Raw genomic sequence first — 15529 nt, 5'->3', positions numbered from 1 at the left:
AAAGAAAACGATAGGCGTTATATGGTGGCAGACAGGCAGAATTAAAGTGTTCCGTCTGTCTATCAGCCAATTTTATTCTGCGCCACGCGGATTGGCGTGTAATGGCGCAGCCAGCTCGAGGCGCATCGGTGTGCCTTTCGGGGCGAATACGGCATTGGCAACATTAGTTTGCAGGGATTCAGCAAATGAGCCGCAATACACTTTTGCACCTTGGTGGGTCAGGTTGGATTGTACATCGACGTACACTTCGCCGCCGATTTGACGCCAGAGGTGGCAGAAGGTGTAATCTTCGGACAGGTAGCGTTTGCTTTTCGGATCAACCATGCAGTCGAAGAAGCGGTAGTGTAGGCCTTTGTCTTCTCTGTTGTAGTCACTGTCGGAGATGTAGTTCAACTCGGGGTAGGCTGCCATCATTTTTTCAAATACGCTGCGCTTGATAACCATAAAGCCGGTTGGCGCGTCATGGACTTTCATAAAACCGTCTTCATCGACTTTCAGTACGATTTCACCGTTTTCATTTCTTTCGCTGGTGTTGACGGTATAAGAAGTGTACATGCGCTCGAAGTCGGCTTGAGTCGTGCCGGCCGGAACACCTTCTTCAGGCCAGTTGTCGCGTTTGAGCGGGTAAATGCCTGCCACAACGTCTTTGTCGGCCAAAAGCAGACGGTAGAATGAATCGGGAGAGAAGCCGATGTCGGAGTCAATCCAAAATAAATGCGTCCATTCTTTGTTTTCTAAGAATGTGGCCACGCAGTTGTTGCGCGCGCGCGTAATCAGGCTCTCGCCGCGCTGCATCATCACTTGAAGCGGCAGGCCGTGTGCGGCATTGGTGTGGACGATGTTCAGAAGTGAGAGGGTGTAGTTGTGGAAATATTTGCCGTCATGGCTGGGGGTCATAATGACGGGATACATTTCGGCAAGGGCTGATTCGGGCAACATGACTTTTCCTTATTGTTTATTGTGAACCTCGGTATTGTAAGGTATTTGATAGTATATATAAACTGGACTATTTTAATTTATTGATTAATTGGCATTGTGTGCGTAAGAATTCGTCCAAAACCGCCTGTTGGATTTCCAAACGTTTGGCTACGGGCGAGGCAAAGCGCACGATGATGTTGTACACCTTGTCATCATGTGGCACGCGGGATACACGAGGCTGGGCGGCGGGCGTGATAAACAACTTTTGGGTTTGCACGTTTTCCAAATGCTGCTTGATGGCAGGGACATAAGGCTCGCACAATGGCTCAAGAACATCTTTCAGACGGCCTATGATTTCGTCCGAATCCAAATGAATCGGCACGGGGATTTCCACCGTATGAATCACATAATCGCCCAAAATATTGTCGCGGCGCACAGTGTGGCTCAGAAGCAGGCTGTTGGGAAACGAGAGTGTTTTGCCGGAAAGCTGGCCAATCAACGGATTGGGGCCGATTTGCATCATCAGCGTGTTCAGCATATTGATATCGACCACCCGTCCGCGCAGGCCGTTGATTTCGATGTAGTCGCCGATGGAATATTGTTTGGTTACCGAGCGCAGGATGCTGCCGGACAAACACATAATCAATTCTTTGGTCGCCACCACAATTGCCGCAGCTACCGCAAACATCGACAACGCCAAAGTTTGAATCTGCGCCGCCCAAATCATCGCCAGCCCGAACAAGAGCAGCAGCATGGTGATGTTGCGGCTGACCACCAGCGAACGGCGTTTGTTTTCGATGCTTAAATCCGGATGGCTGCGAAAATGAGCCGAGAGCAAAATGCTGCGCCCGGCAATGACGGCCACAATCATCAATACCGACATCAAAGCCGATTTGATGATTTCTTCACTGACAGGCAAAGCGTTCAGCCATTCCTGTATGGTGTTCCACATAATGCTGTTTCCTTTCCCTTTTTAGGCCGTCTGAAAATCCACGCGTTCAAAAATTTCTGCTGCACACGCTTCCGATACCGCAAACAAAGTTGCCACACTGCCCAAAGCCCGTTGTGCTGCCACGCTCAAATCATCGCGGTCTACTTCGCCCAGCCACTCAACCGGCCGCACCAGCGACATTTTCTCATCGTCCCATTGCGGACAATGCACCGCTTCGCCTGTAATCCTGCCGATCCGATAACGGCGCAAAGCAGGCGAGTAGGTCAGTACGGCATCTCCATCAGCCAATTCGTTGACAAACCGCCACATTTGAGCCGCGCCCGATTGCGCCGTTCTCAATTTCACATCCGGCACGGCCGAACGGTAAATATCGGCCAGTTCCTCACGGCCAAAACCCTTGGCCGCCGCTTCGGCCAGCATGGGCCAGGCCAATGCCGCCACACCGCGCTCGAAAAATACGTCATAAAGCGCACCTTGCGTGCTGCGAACCATATAAAGTCTGGCTTGTTTTCCCATTGCAGTACCTATTTGTTTGAAGAACCCATCCCTTTGTTTCCATGTTACCTGTTACGGCTGAAAAATTCGATATTTTATATTGCTGGAAGGGTTTGAAGTTCTCGCTGAAAATAAATGAATTATAGATGAAAGGCCGTCTGAAAAATAAAATAGGCTTATATATCAATAGATGATATATCGTAACAATATATTAATAATTGTAAAATTTTTTACGTTTGCATCAAAAAAAGATAAGATGGAATAATCAATCGAGAAAGATTGCTATTCACTGAACATTAGGAGAGAAAAAAATGACCTGCAAAACCCACGAACATCATGACCACGTTCACGGCGCAAACTGCGGCCACACTGCCATCAAACACGAAGGCCACGTCGATTATCTGCACGACGGCCACCTGCATCATGAGCACAACGGCCACTACGACGAACATACCCTGAGCGTCAATGACACCAATCCTGACGGCTGCCATCCGGTTGACACCTGCCACGGTCACGTTCACGGCGAAGGTTGCGGCCACGAAACTGTACCGCACGGCGATCACGTCGACTACATCGTCAACGGCCGTCTGCATCACCAACACGGAGATCACTGCGACGACCACGGCCCGGTTGAAATCGTTAAATAAAACTGTTTTTCAGACGGCCTTTAATATGGGGCTTCTATAGAAAAAGGGGGTGTATTTTCACCCCCTTTGTTTGGTTATCCCTGTATTTCAGACTGCTGCGGCTTACCGCTGCAAAATCTGTACTGAACCAATGTATTTACTGGGTGATTGGCATTGTTTTGGCATTGTCGCTCCCCTTTGTTGTTGCCTATCTTTCCTTATTGGTCAAAGGCTTTGTGCAATAAACTTTTCAGATAATTGCTTTATTCAATAAGGCCGTCTGAAAGCCTAAATCTTTATCCGATTTATGTTTTTAAAGCGCTTTTTAAATTAAAGGCCGTCTGAACGTATAGTTTCAGACGGCCTTTAGTTTTACCAATTCACGCGGACAGCCCTGCTGCCGAGCAATGTTTCCAGTTCGTCAAACAAGGCGGTGCTTGGCGTTACCATCCATTTTGGCGCAATTTTCAATTTGCCTGATGCTTTGCCGTTGCTGTACGACAGTTGCAGTGGGATGTGCGACGTGTCGGGCAGGCGGTGTGTAGTGAGGATGGTGGCGAGGCGTGCGATGTCGTGACCGGGGGCAAGGGCGAGGCTGAGGCTGCGGGCGTAGCGTTCGCGCGCCATTTGCAGGGTCATGACTTGGTTGGCCATGATGCGCAGTCCGTCACCACCGCCATAGTCGTCGCGGCTAACTTTGGATTCGATAATCAGCACTTGGTCGGATTTGAGGTAGTCGGCACAGTTTTCCAGCGTGTGGCCGCTGACCATGATTTCAATCTGTCCGCTCAAATCTTCGAGGCTGACGAAGGCGATTTTGCCGCGCTTGCCCATCATGGTGCGCACGGCGGTCACGAATCCGGCGAGGCGCACGCTGTCTTGCGGTTTCAGACGACCTAATTTGGTCGGGGCGATTTGACGGACTTCTTGGGCATACGGACCGAACGGGTGGCCGGACAAGTAGAAGCCGATGACGGTTTTTTCTTCGGCGAGTTTTTCCGATTCGCTCCACATGGGCGCGTCGACGAGCTGCACCGGTTCGATGGCGTCTTCCATCATGTCGAAGAGCCCGCCCTGATTGGCGTTGGCGGCTTTTTGGTCGGCGTTGTTCATGGCAAGGTCGATGTTAGCCAAGAGCATGGCGCGGTTGGGTTCGATGCTGTCGAACGCGCCGCCGCGTATCAGGGCTTCGAGGGTGCGGCGGTTCATGTGTTCTTTGCCGACGCGCTCGCAGAAGTCCAAGAGGCCGGTAAATTTTCCGCCGCTTTGCCGCGCGGCGATGATGGATTCGACGGCGGCTTCGCCCGTGCCTTTAATCGCGCCGAGTGCGTAGCGGATTTTCATGTTCGGATACGGCGTGAAGCGGTAGTCGGATTCGTTGATGTCGGGCGGTAGGAACTCGATGCCGTTGGCGCGGCAGTCGTCGTAGAAATGCTTGAGCTGGTCGGTGTTGTCCAATTCAGACGACATGGTTGCCGCCATAAATTCGGCGGGGTAGTGCGCTTTGAGCCATGCAGTCTGGTAGGAAATCAGGGCGTAGGCGGCGGCGTGGGATTTGTTGAAACCGTAGCCGGCGAATTTTTCCATGTAGTTGAAGATTTCGTCGGATTTTTCGCGCGAAATGCCTTGTTTTGCCGCACCTTCGGCGAAGATTTCGCGGTGTTTCACCATTTCTTCGGGCTTTTTCTTACCCATGGCGCGGCGCAGCAAGTCCGCGCCGCCGAGCGAGTAACCGCCGATAATCTGCGCCGCCTGCATCACTTGTTCCTGATACACCATAATGCCGTAGGTCGGCGCGAGGATGCCTTCGAGCAACGGATGGATGTATTGGAATTCCTGACCCTTCATACGCGCGACGAAGTCGGGGATGTTGTCCATCGGGCCGGGACGGTAGAGCGACACGAAGGCGATAAGTTCTTCAAACTTGGTGGTGTGCGCCGTTTTCAGCATTTTCTTCATGCCGGTCGACTCAAACTGGAACACGGCGGTGGTGTTTGCATCGCGGAAGATTTGGTAGGCGGCCTGGTCGTCAAGCGGAATCTTGCCGACATCGACGATATCGCCGGTGGTGCTTTTGATGTTGTTCTGTGCCATTTCGATAATGGTCAGGTTGCGCAGACCCAAAAAGTCGAATTTCACCAAACCCACGTCTTCCACGTCGCCCTTGTCGTACATGGATACGGGCGAGGCGGATTCGTCCGCCTGATACACGGGGCTGTAATCGGAAATCTTGCCCGGCGCAATCAATACGCCGCCCGCGTGCATACCCAAACCGCGCGTCAGGTCTTCCAGCTTTTTCGCCAGTGTAATCAGTTCGTCCGCTTCTTCTGCTTCAATCAATTCCTGAATCTGCGGCTCGGCCTCCATGGCTTTTTCCAAACTCAGAGGTTTGTTGGCTTCCAACGGAATCAGCTTGGACAGTTTGTCGCACAGCATAAACGGCAGCTCCAGCACGCGTCCGACGTCGCGAATCACCGCTTTGGACGACATCGTGCCGAAGGTAACAATCTGGCTTACCGCATCCGCGCCGTATTTCTCGCGCACATATTCAATTACGCGGCCGCGGTTTGCCTGACAGAAGTCGACGTCAAAGTCAGGCATGGAAACGCGTTCAGGGTTTAAGAAACGTTCGAATAGCAGGGCGTATTTGAGCGGATCAAGGTCGGTAATCTTCAATGAATACGCCACCAGCGAGCCTGCGCCCGAACCACGGCCCGGCCCGACCGGACAGCCGTGCGTTTTCGCCCAGTTGATAAAGTCTTGTACGATAAGGAAATAGCCGGGGAATTCCATCTGGATGATGATGTTCAGCTCAAAATCCAAACGTTCTTGATATTCCGGCATTTTTGCCGCACGCTCCGCCTCGTCGGGATAAAGCTGAACCATGCGTTCCTGCAAACCCTCGTTGGACAGCTTTACCAGATAATCATCCAGCGACAAGCCGTCCGGGGTAGGGAAGAGCGGCAGGAAGTTTTTGCCCAATGTGATGTGCAGATTACAGCGTTTGGCAATTTCTACCGTGTTTTCCAAGGCTTCAGGCAAATCGGAGAAACGTTCGGCCATGGTTTCCGGCGGAATGAAAAACTGGCTCGGCGTGAAATCGCGCGGACGTTTTTTGTCCGTCAATACCCAGCCGCCTGCGATACACACCCGTGCCTCGTGTGCATTGAAATCGTCGCGGCTCATAAACTGTGTCGGATGCGTCGCCACCACCGGCAAACCCAGTTCCTCCGCCAGCTTCACGCTGCCGGAAACGCAAGCCTCCCATTCAGGGCGTTCGGGCAGGCGTTGCAGCTCTAAATAAAACGCATCGGGAAACCACTCCGCATATTTCAACGCCGCCGCACGCGCCGCGTCTTCATTGCCGTTCAACAGATTCACGCCCACTTCGCCGTAATGCGCGCCGCTCAAACAAATCAAGCCGCTGTTGTCGCCGTTTTCCAGCCATTCGGGATTGAGTTCCGCATGATGGATATTGCGGTCTTTGCCGACATAAGCCTCCGTTAAAAGCTCGCTCAAGCGCAGATAGCCCGCATCGTTGCGGATAATCAGCATGGCGCGAAACGGCTTGTCGGGCGCATTCGGATTGCCTATCCACACATCTGCCGCGCCGATGGGCTTAATCCCTGCACCGCGGCAGGCTTTATAGAATTTCACCAAGCCGAATTCGTTCATCAAATCGCTGATGCCCAAAGCAGGTAAACCGTATTCCTGCGCTTTGGCAATCAGTTTTTTAATCCTCACCATACCGTCGGTAATCGAGAATTCGGTATGCAGGCGCAGGGGGATGTAGGTCGGCTCGGTCATGGCAAAATCGGCGTGAACAATAAAAGGCGTATTGTAGCAGGGTTGGCAGCTAAAGGCCGTCTGAAAACCAAATGTAATGGGGTTGGATAAAGCAAATAAAACAGAAGGGGGCTTTCTTTCAGACGGCCATGTTAAAATATCGCCATTATTGAAAAGGATTGAATGATGGAAGCAACCGTCTATCTTGAAGACAACGAATACATCGCTTTATGCGACCTGTTGAAATTGGCCGGTCTTGCCGAAAGCGGCGGACAGGCAAAAGCGTTTATCGCCGAAGGGCTGGTGTTGCGCAACGGCGAAACTGAAACGCGTAAAACCGCCAAAATACGCGGCGGCGAAGTGATTGAGTTTGACGGTGCGCGCTTGGAAATCGCCGATGGATACGACCCTGAAGAATAAAGCCGAAGCCATCTTGGGCGAGCCGTTATTAGACGAACCTGTCCGCCCTGAGTCGTGGGAATGTTGCGGCAGCGAGTGCGGCGATGCCTGTATCCAGACAATGTATTGGGCGGAAAAAGCCCGATATGATGCGCAACAGCGGAAATTGAAAGAAGCAGGTTGGATTGATGGCGAAGATGGTGCAAAGGCCGTCTGAAAAAGGTTTAGTTGAATAAGACCATGCTTTTTAAGATTTTTCACTGATACGTTGTTATTTTGAGTTTGCGATAAGAAAATAAAAGGCGCAATAAAAAAGGGCATGTGCATACATACTCTTTGGAAGTCAGATAGAAAACGGCATTATCGAAAAACAAATGACGGAATAAGATTTGCGGTTGGTCAACTTATCTTATTCCGCCTTGTTTTACAATCACTCAGGCGATGTTTCGCCTGCAAGATTCTCGATTTCTTCGCGATGCTCGTCAAACCATGAGCCGACCACTTGATTGACTTCGTCCATGCCTTGCTTTTTCAGGCTGGAGAACAGTTGAACGCTGATTTTTTGACGCTCGGTGTAGGGTTTGAGTGATTTTTTTACCGCCGCCAAAGTTTTAATCTGATCATTTTTAGACAGCTTGTCTGCTTTTGACAACAGGATATGCACAGGGCGGCCGGTAATGTGGAAAAAGTCCAGCATTTGAATGTCTAAAGCTTTGAGCGGATGGCGCGAGTCCATAATCAAAATCAGGCCGATCAGTTGGCGGCGTTGTTGCAGGTAGTCGCCCAAGAGTTTGACCCAGTGCGCACGGATGGCCTCCGGTACTTGCGCGTAGCCGTAGCCGGGCAAGTCGACCATGAAATTGCCGTTTTCCAGTTCAAAGAAATTGATGTGTTGGGTGCGGCCCGGTGTTTTGGAAACGTAGGCAAGGCGCACATGATTGGTTAAGGTATTGATGGCGCTGGATTTGCCGGCATTGCTTCGGCCGACAAAGGCAATCTCGGCCGGCGTGTCGGGCAGATCTTTCAGATGGTTGACCGTTGTAAAGAATTTGGCGTTTTGAAAAAGGTTCATCAGTATTTCCTTGCATGGAAACAAAACTGCAACATCATAATTTGTATCGGGCATTTATGTTGCAGCAGTTTGGTAATTTGAGTAGTAATTTAATGTAAACTTGGTATAGAATAGCACGTTTATAGAATTATCGGTTTTAATCGGGAAAATTCCCCGGTATTTGAGTATAAAAAAGGCATTGACGCGGTACGCAATGCTGTAATCAGGAGCACTCCATGAAACGATTGACTTTATTGGCCTTGGTATTGGCTGCCGGTGCGGTTTCCGCTGCCCCTAAAGCAGATGCTGAAAAAGGCAAACAGGTAGCGACTACTATCTGTGCGGCGTGTCACGCAGCCGATGGTAACAGCGGTATCGCAACTTATCCTAAACTGGCAGGTCAGGCCGCGGCCTACACCTACGGTCAAACCATGGCCATCAAAGACGGTACCCGTACCCACGGTGCTGCCGGCGTGATGAAACCGATGGTGATGAACTTGTCCGAACAAGACATCCGCGACGCTGCCGCCTACTACGCCAAACAACAAGGCAAACCGGGCGAAGCCAATCCTAAAGAAAACCCAGAGCTGGGCGCGAAAATCTATCGCGGCGGCCTGAGCGCTAAAAAACTGCCGGCATGTATGTCTTGCCACGGTCCTGGCGGAGCAGGTATCCCTGGCGGCGGTACTGAAATCCAAGCCTATCCTCGTCTGGGCGGCCAACACAAAGCTTACGTTGTCGAGCAAATGAAAGCTTACCAATCCGGCCAACGCAAAAACGCCATCATGGCCGATATTGCCAATCGCCTGAGCGAAGAAGAGTTGAACGCAGTAGCCAACTTCATCCAAGGTTTGCACTAATTTCGTTTTGAAACGAGCTTATTGATACAGGCCGTCTGAAAACCCTTCAGACGGCCTTAGCCAATATAGGCCGATAAGCCTGATTGTTTTTTTCAAATAGCGACAGAAAGATTTTTACTACAATATGCAGTATTCTTCCTTTCGCATCATAACGTCCATCGCAGCCCGATTGATTGGGTTGTTCAAAGCCGACATTTGAGACATGAGTAAATCTTCATCATCCGTCCCACTCATCCGCAGACCGTGGTTTGCCTTTTTCAGCTCCATGCGTTTTGCCGTCGCCCTGCTCAGCCTGTTGGGCGTGGCTTCGATTATCGGTACGGTCTTGCAGCAAAACCAGCCACAAGTCGATTATTTGGTGAAATTCGGCCCGTTTTGGTCGCAGATTTTCGGCTTTTTGGGCCTGTACGACGTATACGCCTCGGCGTGGTTCGTTGTCATCATGATGTTTTTGGTGATTTCCACCGGATTGTGCCTAATTCGCAATGTTCCGCCGTTTTTGCGCGAGATTCGTTCCTTTCGTGAAAACGCGAAGGAAAAATCATTGGCGGCAATGCGCCATTCCATCGTTTTAGACGGACAGGTGACGCCCGAAGTCGCGCAACGTTATTTGGAAGTGCAGGGCTATGGCTGCAAAACCGTTACGCGTGAAGACGGTTCGGTTTTGGTGGCGGCGAAAAAAGGTGCGATGAACAAATGGGGCTATATCTTTGCCCATGCCGCACTGATTGTGATTTGTTTGGGCGGTTTGATAGACAGCAATATCCTGCTGAAAATCGGTATGCTCACCGGCCAAGTCGTGCCGGACAATACTGCGGTTTACGCCAAAGACTTTAAGCCTGAAAGTGTGTTGGGAGAATCCAACCTGTCGTTTAGGGGCAACGTCAATATTGCGGAAGGGCAGAGTGCGGACGTGGTGTTTCTGAATGCGGATAACGGCATGCTGGTGCAAGACCTGCCGTTTTCGGTCAAATTAAAGAAATTCCATATCGACTTTTACGATACCGGTATGCCGCGCGATTTCGCCAGCGACTTGGAAGTCACGGACAAGGCAACCGGCAAAGTCAGCGAACACACCATCCGCGTCAACCATCCTTTGATGCTGCACGGTATTACGGTTTATCAGGCAAGTTTTGCCGACGGCGGCTCTGACTTGACGTTTAAAGCGTGGAATCTGGCTGATGCCGACCGTACTCCGGTCAAACTCAAAGCGACTTCCATGCGCGAGTTTCCGCTGGATTTGGGCAATACCTCTTATAAACTGGAATTCGACCAGTTTACTTCGATGAACGTCGAAGACATGAGCGAGCCGTCTGAAAAAGAGCAAAACCTAAAATCCGCCATCAACGATGTTCGCTCCGTCCGTCAAGAAGGCAAAAAATACACTAACATCGGCCCGTCTATCGTTTACCGTATCCGCGACAAAGCAGGGCAGGCGGTCGAATATAAAAACTATATGTTGCCGGTAAAACAAGATGAAGACTATTTCTTCATTACCGGCACACGCAGCGGCTTGGCGCAGCAATACCGCTGGTTGCGCATTCCGATGGATAAAAACGGCCAAATCGACACCTTTATGGCTTTGCGCCAATATCTGAAAGACGATGCGGCACGCCGTAAAACCGTTGCCAACGCCGTTAAAGGCGCGCCTGCCGAAATCCGTGAGCAATTCATGGCGGCGGCGGAAAACACTTTGTCGATTTTTGCCAAAGGCGGCTATTTGGCTTTGGACGAATTTGTTACCACCAACATTCCGAAAGATCAGCAGGAAAAAATGCAGGGCTATTTCTATGAGATGCTCTATGGCGTGATGAATGCCGCTTTGGAAGATACGATCAGCACATACAATCTGCCGGCTTGGCCGCAAGATGAAAAACGCAACCGATTCCTGCTGCATGCAATGGACGCTTATACCGGTTTGACTGAATATCCTGCGCCAATGATGCTGCAACTGGAAAGTTTTGCCGAAGTACGCTCTTCCGGCCTGCAGATGACCCGTTCGCCGGGCGCATTCTTAGTGTATTTGGGTTCGGTATTGCTGGTGTTGGGTACGGTGTTTATGTTCTATATCCGTGAAAAACGTGCTTGGCTGCTGTTTTCAGACGGCCGTATCCGTTTTGCCATGTCTTCCAGCCGCAACGAACGCGACTTGCAGAAAGAATTTCCGCAACACACACGGCAATTGCAGCAGCTTGCCAAGGATTTGAACCATGAATAACAAACATCAGGCCTTGCCCGAGCATGAGCTTCTGACACACAAATCATTTATCCGAAACCTCAACCTTTTCGACTGGGCATTTGCGCTGCTGATTGCAGTCGGTGCGTTTATTGCCCAAACCCAAGCCGGTTTACACATGGACATCTACGAAATGGTCATTTTGTGGGCGAGTGTCGGTATTGCCGTTTTTCTGGGTTGGTTTTTCAAACCGATGCGCTGGTTTATCCCTTTGGGCGTGTGCTTGGCGTATTTGGCCGTTGATTTGTATGGCGGCGACATCAAACACGCAGACGGCTTCCTGCTCAAATACCTGTTAAGCAGCCAGTCGGCGATTATGTGGCAATGCGCGTTTGTGTTCTTTGCCTTGTTTGCCTATATCGTCGGTGCGATAGCGGCGGTGCGCAAAAATGTGCCGTCCAATACGCTTTTGGGCATGGGTACTGTGTTTGCATGGGTTTCCGCGATGGCGGGCTTTGTCGGTTTGCTGGTGCGCTGGCATGAAAGCTATCTGTTGCGTCCCGATGCCGGCCATATTCCGGTTTCCAACCTTTACGAAGTATTCATCTTGTTCTTGGTCATTACGGCGCTGATGTACCTCTATTACGAAGGCCGTTTTGCCGTACAAAAACTGGGTGGCTTTGTCTTCAGCTTTATGGCAATTGTGGTCGGATTTGTCTTGTGGTACAGCGTTTCACGCGAGGCGCATGCCATTCAGCCGCTGATTCCGGCTTTGCAGTCTTGGTGGATGAAAATCCACGTTCCGGCCAACTTTATCGGCTACGGCGCATTTTGTATCGCCGCCATGCTGGGTATTGCCGAACTGCTGGCGCTCAGAAAAGAAGATGCGGGCAAAAAATCATGGCTGCCGCACTCGCAGGTCATTGAAGAAGTCATGTACAAAGCGATTGCCGTCGGTTTCCTGTTCTTCACGATTGCCACCATTCTCGGCGCATTGTGGGCGGCCGATGCGTGGGGCCGCTATTGGAGCTGGGACCCGAAAGAAACTTGGGCATTCATCGTTTGGCTGAATTACGCTATCTGGTTGCATTTGCGGCTGGTAGCAGGTTGGCGCGGCAAAGTGTTGGCTTGGTGGGCGGTTATCGGCCTGGTCATTACCGCCTTTGCCTTTATCGGCGTGAATATGTTCTTGAGCGGCCTGCATTCTTACGGCACTTTGTAAGCAGCCTATCCCGCACTTTATTTCAGACGGCCTTTTTCCGTTTTCGGAGAAAACGCCGTCTGAATCGTTTTTAATCATTTTTTCAGACGGCCTCAAACCATGTTGGTATTAGGAATTGAATCATCTTGCGACGAAACCGGCGTTGCGCTCTACGATACCGAGCGCGGCCTGTTGGCGCATCATTTGCACACACAGATGGCGATGCACGCCGAATACGGCGGCGTTGTTCCCGAATTGGCCAGCCGTGACCATATCCGCCGTGTCGTGCCGTTGACGCAAGGTTGCTTGAAGGAAGCAGGCGTAGGCTATGCCGACATCGACGCGGTTGCCTTTACGCAAGGTCCGGGCTTGGGTGGCGCATTACTGGCCGGTTCAGGCTTCGCCAATGCCTTGGCATTTGCCATCGGCAAGCCCGTTATCCCCGTTCACCATCTTGAAGGCCATTTGCTCTCGCCCTTGTTGGCAGACGACAAGCCTGAATTTCCATTTGTCGCTTTGCTGGTGTCGGGCGGGCATACACAATTTATGGCTGTACGCGGTATCGGCAATTACACCTTGCTGGGTGAAAGTGTGGATGATGCGGCAGGCGAGGCATTTGATAAAACGGCCAAGCTTTTAGGTTTGCCTTATCCCGGCGGTGCCAAATTATCCGAGCTGGCCAAACTCGGCACGCCTGATGCCTTCACATTCCCACGCCCCATGCTCCATTCGCACGATTTGCAGATGAGCTTTTCCGGTTTGAAAACCGCCGTTTTGACCGCTGTCGAAAAAGTCCGTGCCGAAACCGGTAGCGATGAAATTCCGGAACAAACACGCAACGATATTTGCCGTGCTTTCCAAGATGCGGTGGTTGACGTATTGGCGGCCAAAGCCAAAAAAGCATTGTTGGATACCGGCTTCAGAACTTTAGTGGTTGCCGGCGGTGTGGGCGCAAACTGGAAACTGCGCGATGAATTTTCGCGCTTAACCGTCAAAGTGCCGTCTGAAAAAGGCAAACCCAAACCGCAGGAAGAAAAAATCAATGTTTATTTTCCGCCGATGGCATACTGTACCGACAACGGCGCAATGATTGCCTTTGCCGGCGCGATGCGTCTTGCCGAGCGTCAGGCTGTCAGTGCATTCAATGTTAAGCCGCGCTGGCCGCTGTCGGATATTGTGAAGCAGGGCTGATGTATTAGACTGCTTCGATGCAATGAAAGGCCGTCTGAAAACCTGAAGATATGGTTTTCAGACGGCCTTTAATGAAACGGATGTTTGCGGTAAAACTTCATTCAAAAAGATGAGTAATTTTTTCATCCGTTTTTTCTACAATATTAACTTTGATTGATTGCAAAAGGCCGTCTGAAATGACGAATTTATCCAAAGGTTTGCTGGCTGCGATAGCGTCCAATTTGTTGTTTGCCATGCTGTTTCTGTACGGCGTATGGATGCAGCCGATGAGTGGCACAGAAATTTTCGCGTGGCGTATGGTGGCGATGTTGTCGGCTTTATGCGTGCTGATGACGATGGTCAACGGTTGGCGGGCGGCGGCGCGGTTTGCGAGCAATATCGGCCGCGATTGGAAGCGGTGGCTATTGATTGTATTGCCGACGCCGATATTTGCCAGCCAGTTGTGGCTGTTTGTCTGGGGGCCGGTCAACGGGGAAGGGGTAAACATCGCCATGGGTTATTTCCTGTTTCCTTTGGCGATGATGCTGGGTGGACGGATTTGGTTTAAAGAGCGTTTAAACCGATTGCAGACGGTTGCCGTTGCGTTGGCGTGTGCAGGCGTGGCATGTGAATTGGTACGGTCGGGTGCGTTTTCGTGGACGACTGTATGGGTGTTCGGCACCTATCCGTTTTATTATCTGCCACGCCGAAAACTGGGTGTGCCTTCTTTAATCGGTCTGACTTTTGATTTGATGATGATTACGCCATTTGCGTTGGCGTATATTATATTTGCAACGGATACGCCGGCGATGATTGCGGCCAAACCGGTTTTAATTTTCTTTATTGTGTTGCTAGGCTTCAATAGCGCAATATCTATGCATTTGAATTTGAAGGCGAGTCAGTTGTTGCAGGTTGCGGTGTTCGGCATGTTGAGCTATTTGGAGCCTGTATTGCTTTTTATTGTGTCGATTGTATGGCTGGGTGAGCCGGTGCAAAAAGGCGCATTGATCGGCTATGGCCTGATTTGGTCGGGATTGTGCGTGATGATTGTCAATGGCTTGTTGGGAATGAAGAAAGAAAAGAAATTGGCTAAAGCTTGATGATAGATTAAGGCCGTCTGAAAACTGAGTTGGTCAATATTTTCAGACGGCCTTTGATATTGAAAGGGACGTATCGGATACGCCCCTTTTGTTTTACCAGCTTTGGGCGACACGGTCGGCTTCTTGCAGGCGTTCGACTGTGCCGACGTCCAACCAAAGGCCGTTGTGGTGTTCGCCGCTGATTTGGCTTTGGCTCATGGCTTGACGCAACAGAGGGGCAAGTTTGGCAGCCTGATGCGCCGGGGTATCTTTGAAAAGTGCGGGATGATAAACGCCCACGCCGCTGAAAGTCAGGGCTTGGCCGTCTGCAGATGAGGCGGATACCAGGCCGTCTGAAAGCAGGCCGAAGTCGCCTTCGGGATGGTGTGGTGGATTGTCCACCAGCCATAAATGGGCGAGAAGGTTGTGTTCCTGCATACGCTGGGCAGCCAGTCGTGCAGCTTGGAAATCAATGTCAGTCAACACATCGCCATTGACGACCAAAAACGGCTCGTCGCCCAAAAGAGGCAGGGCAGTGGCAATGCCACCGGCGGTTTCCAGGCCTCCGGCGAGTTCTGGAGAATAGGCAATGCGCACGCCGTAGTCCGAACCGTCTTTCAAGGTATCTTCGATTTGTTGGCCAAGCCAGGCATGGTTGATGACGATTTCAGTGAAACCGGCTTGTTGCAGGCGGCGCAAGTGCCAGCCGATAAGCGGCGTGCCTGCTACTTCGAGTAAGGGTTTGGGCGTGTGGTCGGTCAGCGGGCGCATGCGTTCGCCGCGACCGGCGGCCAATATCATTGCTTTCATGGGTGT

General features: G+C 51.2%; 14 protein-coding genes. 8 read left to right on the top strand and 6 right to left on the bottom strand.

The annotated features are described in order from the left end of the window. Nucleotides 1-72: 72 nt before the first annotated feature. From HMPREF2865_RS02380 to HMPREF2865_RS02370, 3 genes are all read right to left on the bottom strand, one after another. A complete protein-coding gene (locus HMPREF2865_RS02380) occupies nucleotides 73-939 on the bottom strand; it encodes a hypothetical protein (RefSeq protein WP_070645370.1) in 867 nt (288 codons plus the stop codon). A 67-nt stretch (nucleotides 940-1006) separates the two neighbouring features. Then, nucleotides 1007-1870 (bottom strand): mechanosensitive ion channel family protein, encoded by an 864-nt coding sequence (locus HMPREF2865_RS02375; RefSeq protein ID WP_070645366.1) that lies wholly within the window; start codon nucleotides 1868-1870, stop codon nucleotides 1007-1009. A 21-nt stretch (nucleotides 1871-1891) separates the two neighbouring features. Further along, the gene (locus HMPREF2865_RS02370; protein ID WP_070645365.1) at nucleotides 1892-2386 is read right to left on the bottom strand and encodes a restriction endonuclease; all 495 of its coding nucleotides are present in this window, start codon (nucleotides 2384-2386) and stop codon (nucleotides 1892-1894) included. 290 nt (nucleotides 2387-2676) lie between these two features. On the opposite strand from HMPREF2865_RS02370, the gene HMPREF2865_RS02365 reads away from it, so the two are divergent. Beyond that, nucleotides 2677-3012, top strand: a complete 336-nt coding sequence (locus HMPREF2865_RS02365; protein WP_070645362.1) for a hypothetical protein — start codon at nucleotides 2677-2679, stop codon at nucleotides 3010-3012. A gap of 351 nt (nucleotides 3013-3363) precedes the next feature. Here HMPREF2865_RS02365 and dnaE read toward each other — a convergent pair whose 3' ends face one another. Beyond that, nucleotides 3364-6798, bottom strand: coding sequence for a DNA polymerase III subunit alpha (dnaE, locus tag HMPREF2865_RS02360; RefSeq protein ID WP_070645360.1), 3435 nt, complete (start codon nucleotides 6796-6798; stop codon nucleotides 3364-3366). A gap of 165 nt (nucleotides 6799-6963) precedes the next feature. Between dnaE and HMPREF2865_RS02355 the strand changes: the two genes are divergently transcribed. Together HMPREF2865_RS02355 and HMPREF2865_RS02350 are read left to right on the top strand one after the other, a co-directional pair. Beyond that, a complete protein-coding gene (locus HMPREF2865_RS02355) occupies nucleotides 6964-7197 on the top strand; it encodes an RNA-binding S4 domain-containing protein (protein WP_002221492.1) in 234 nt (77 codons plus the stop codon). Next, nucleotides 7175-7393, top strand: a complete 219-nt coding sequence (locus HMPREF2865_RS02350) for a hypothetical protein (protein ID WP_070645358.1) — start codon at nucleotides 7175-7177, stop codon at nucleotides 7391-7393. The genes HMPREF2865_RS02355 and HMPREF2865_RS02350 overlap by 23 nt, the downstream gene beginning before the upstream one ends. A gap of 213 nt (nucleotides 7394-7606) precedes the next feature. Here HMPREF2865_RS02350 and yihA read toward each other — a convergent pair whose 3' ends face one another. Then, nucleotides 7607-8248 carry a ribosome biogenesis GTP-binding protein YihA/YsxC gene (gene yihA, locus HMPREF2865_RS02345; protein ID WP_070645356.1) on the bottom strand — a complete coding sequence of 214 codons (642 nt, stop codon included), beginning with the start codon at nucleotides 8246-8248 and terminating at the stop codon, nucleotides 7607-7609. Nucleotides 8249-8463: 215 nt separating this feature from the next. On the opposite strand from yihA, the gene HMPREF2865_RS02340 reads away from it, so the two are divergent. From HMPREF2865_RS02340 to rarD, 5 genes are all read left to right on the top strand, one after another. Beyond that, on the top strand, nucleotides 8464-9087 hold the full coding sequence (locus tag HMPREF2865_RS02340) for a c-type cytochrome (RefSeq protein WP_070645354.1): 624 nt from the start codon (nucleotides 8464-8466) through the stop codon (nucleotides 9085-9087). Between the two features lie 265 nt (nucleotides 9088-9352). Continuing rightward, on the top strand, nucleotides 9353-11305 hold the full coding sequence (locus HMPREF2865_RS02335; RefSeq protein WP_070645352.1) for a cytochrome c biogenesis protein ResB: 1953 nt from the start codon (nucleotides 9353-9355) through the stop codon (nucleotides 11303-11305). Further along, a complete protein-coding gene (gene ccsB, locus HMPREF2865_RS02330; protein WP_070645350.1) occupies nucleotides 11298-12485 on the top strand; it encodes a c-type cytochrome biogenesis protein CcsB in 1188 nt (395 codons plus the stop codon). Before HMPREF2865_RS02335 ends, ccsB begins: the two co-directional genes overlap by 8 nt. Before the next feature lie 99 nt (nucleotides 12486-12584). Beyond that, a complete protein-coding gene (gene tsaD / locus HMPREF2865_RS02325; RefSeq protein WP_070645348.1) occupies nucleotides 12585-13655 on the top strand; it encodes a tRNA (adenosine(37)-N6)-threonylcarbamoyltransferase complex transferase subunit TsaD in 1071 nt (356 codons plus the stop codon). Between the two features lie 176 nt (nucleotides 13656-13831). After that, complete coding sequence (gene rarD / locus HMPREF2865_RS02320; protein ID WP_070460489.1) at nucleotides 13832-14734, top strand: EamA family transporter RarD; 903 nt, start codon at nucleotides 13832-13834, stop codon at nucleotides 14732-14734. 93 nt (nucleotides 14735-14827) lie between these two features. Here rarD and murU read toward each other — a convergent pair whose 3' ends face one another. Further along, nucleotides 14828-15523 (bottom strand): N-acetylmuramate alpha-1-phosphate uridylyltransferase MurU, encoded by a 696-nt coding sequence (murU, locus tag HMPREF2865_RS02315; RefSeq protein WP_070645347.1) that lies wholly within the window; start codon nucleotides 15521-15523, stop codon nucleotides 14828-14830. Nucleotides 15524-15529 lie beyond the last annotated feature (6 nt).

The organism is Neisseria sp. HMSC073G10, from assembly GCF_001812605.1.
GTDB classification, from domain to species: domain Bacteria; phylum Pseudomonadota; class Gammaproteobacteria; order Burkholderiales; family Neisseriaceae; genus Neisseria; species Neisseria subflava_A.
The sequence above is the reverse complement of the archived record's forward strand: the minus strand, read 5'-3'. Positions and strand labels throughout refer to the sequence as shown.

Bases quoted from the DNA above. Each gene is read 5' to 3' on its own strand.
- HMPREF2865_RS02380 (WP_070645370.1), bottom strand. From the start codon at position 939: ATGTTGCCCGAATCAGCCCTTGCCGAAATGTATCCCGTCATTATGACC.
- HMPREF2865_RS02375 (WP_070645366.1), bottom strand. From the start codon at position 1,870: ATGTGGAACACCATACAGGAATGGCTGAACGCTTTGCCTGTCAGTGAA.
- HMPREF2865_RS02370 (WP_070645365.1), bottom strand. From the start codon at position 2,386: ATGGGAAAACAAGCCAGACTTTATATGGTTCGCAGCACGCAAGGTGCG.
- HMPREF2865_RS02365 (WP_070645362.1), top strand. From the start codon at position 2,677: ATGACCTGCAAAACCCACGAACATCATGACCACGTTCACGGCGCAAAC.
- dnaE (WP_070645360.1), bottom strand. From the start codon at position 6,798: ATGACCGAGCCGACCTACATCCCCCTGCGCCTGCATACCGAATTCTCG.
- HMPREF2865_RS02355 (WP_002221492.1), top strand. From the start codon at position 6,964: ATGGAAGCAACCGTCTATCTTGAAGACAACGAATACATCGCTTTATGC.
- HMPREF2865_RS02350 (WP_070645358.1), top strand. From the start codon at position 7,175: ATGGATACGACCCTGAAGAATAAAGCCGAAGCCATCTTGGGCGAGCCG.
- yihA (WP_070645356.1), bottom strand. From the start codon at position 8,248: ATGAACCTTTTTCAAAACGCCAAATTCTTTACAACGGTCAACCATCTG.
- HMPREF2865_RS02340 (WP_070645354.1), top strand. From the start codon at position 8,464: ATGAAACGATTGACTTTATTGGCCTTGGTATTGGCTGCCGGTGCGGTT.
- HMPREF2865_RS02335 (WP_070645352.1), top strand. From the start codon at position 9,353: ATGCGTTTTGCCGTCGCCCTGCTCAGCCTGTTGGGCGTGGCTTCGATT.
- ccsB (WP_070645350.1), top strand. From the start codon at position 11,298: ATGAATAACAAACATCAGGCCTTGCCCGAGCATGAGCTTCTGACACAC.
- tsaD (WP_070645348.1), top strand. From the start codon at position 12,585: ATGTTGGTATTAGGAATTGAATCATCTTGCGACGAAACCGGCGTTGCG.
- rarD (WP_070460489.1), top strand. From the start codon at position 13,832: ATGACGAATTTATCCAAAGGTTTGCTGGCTGCGATAGCGTCCAATTTG.
- murU (WP_070645347.1), bottom strand. From the start codon at position 15,523: ATGAAAGCAATGATATTGGCCGCCGGTCGCGGCGAACGCATGCGCCCG.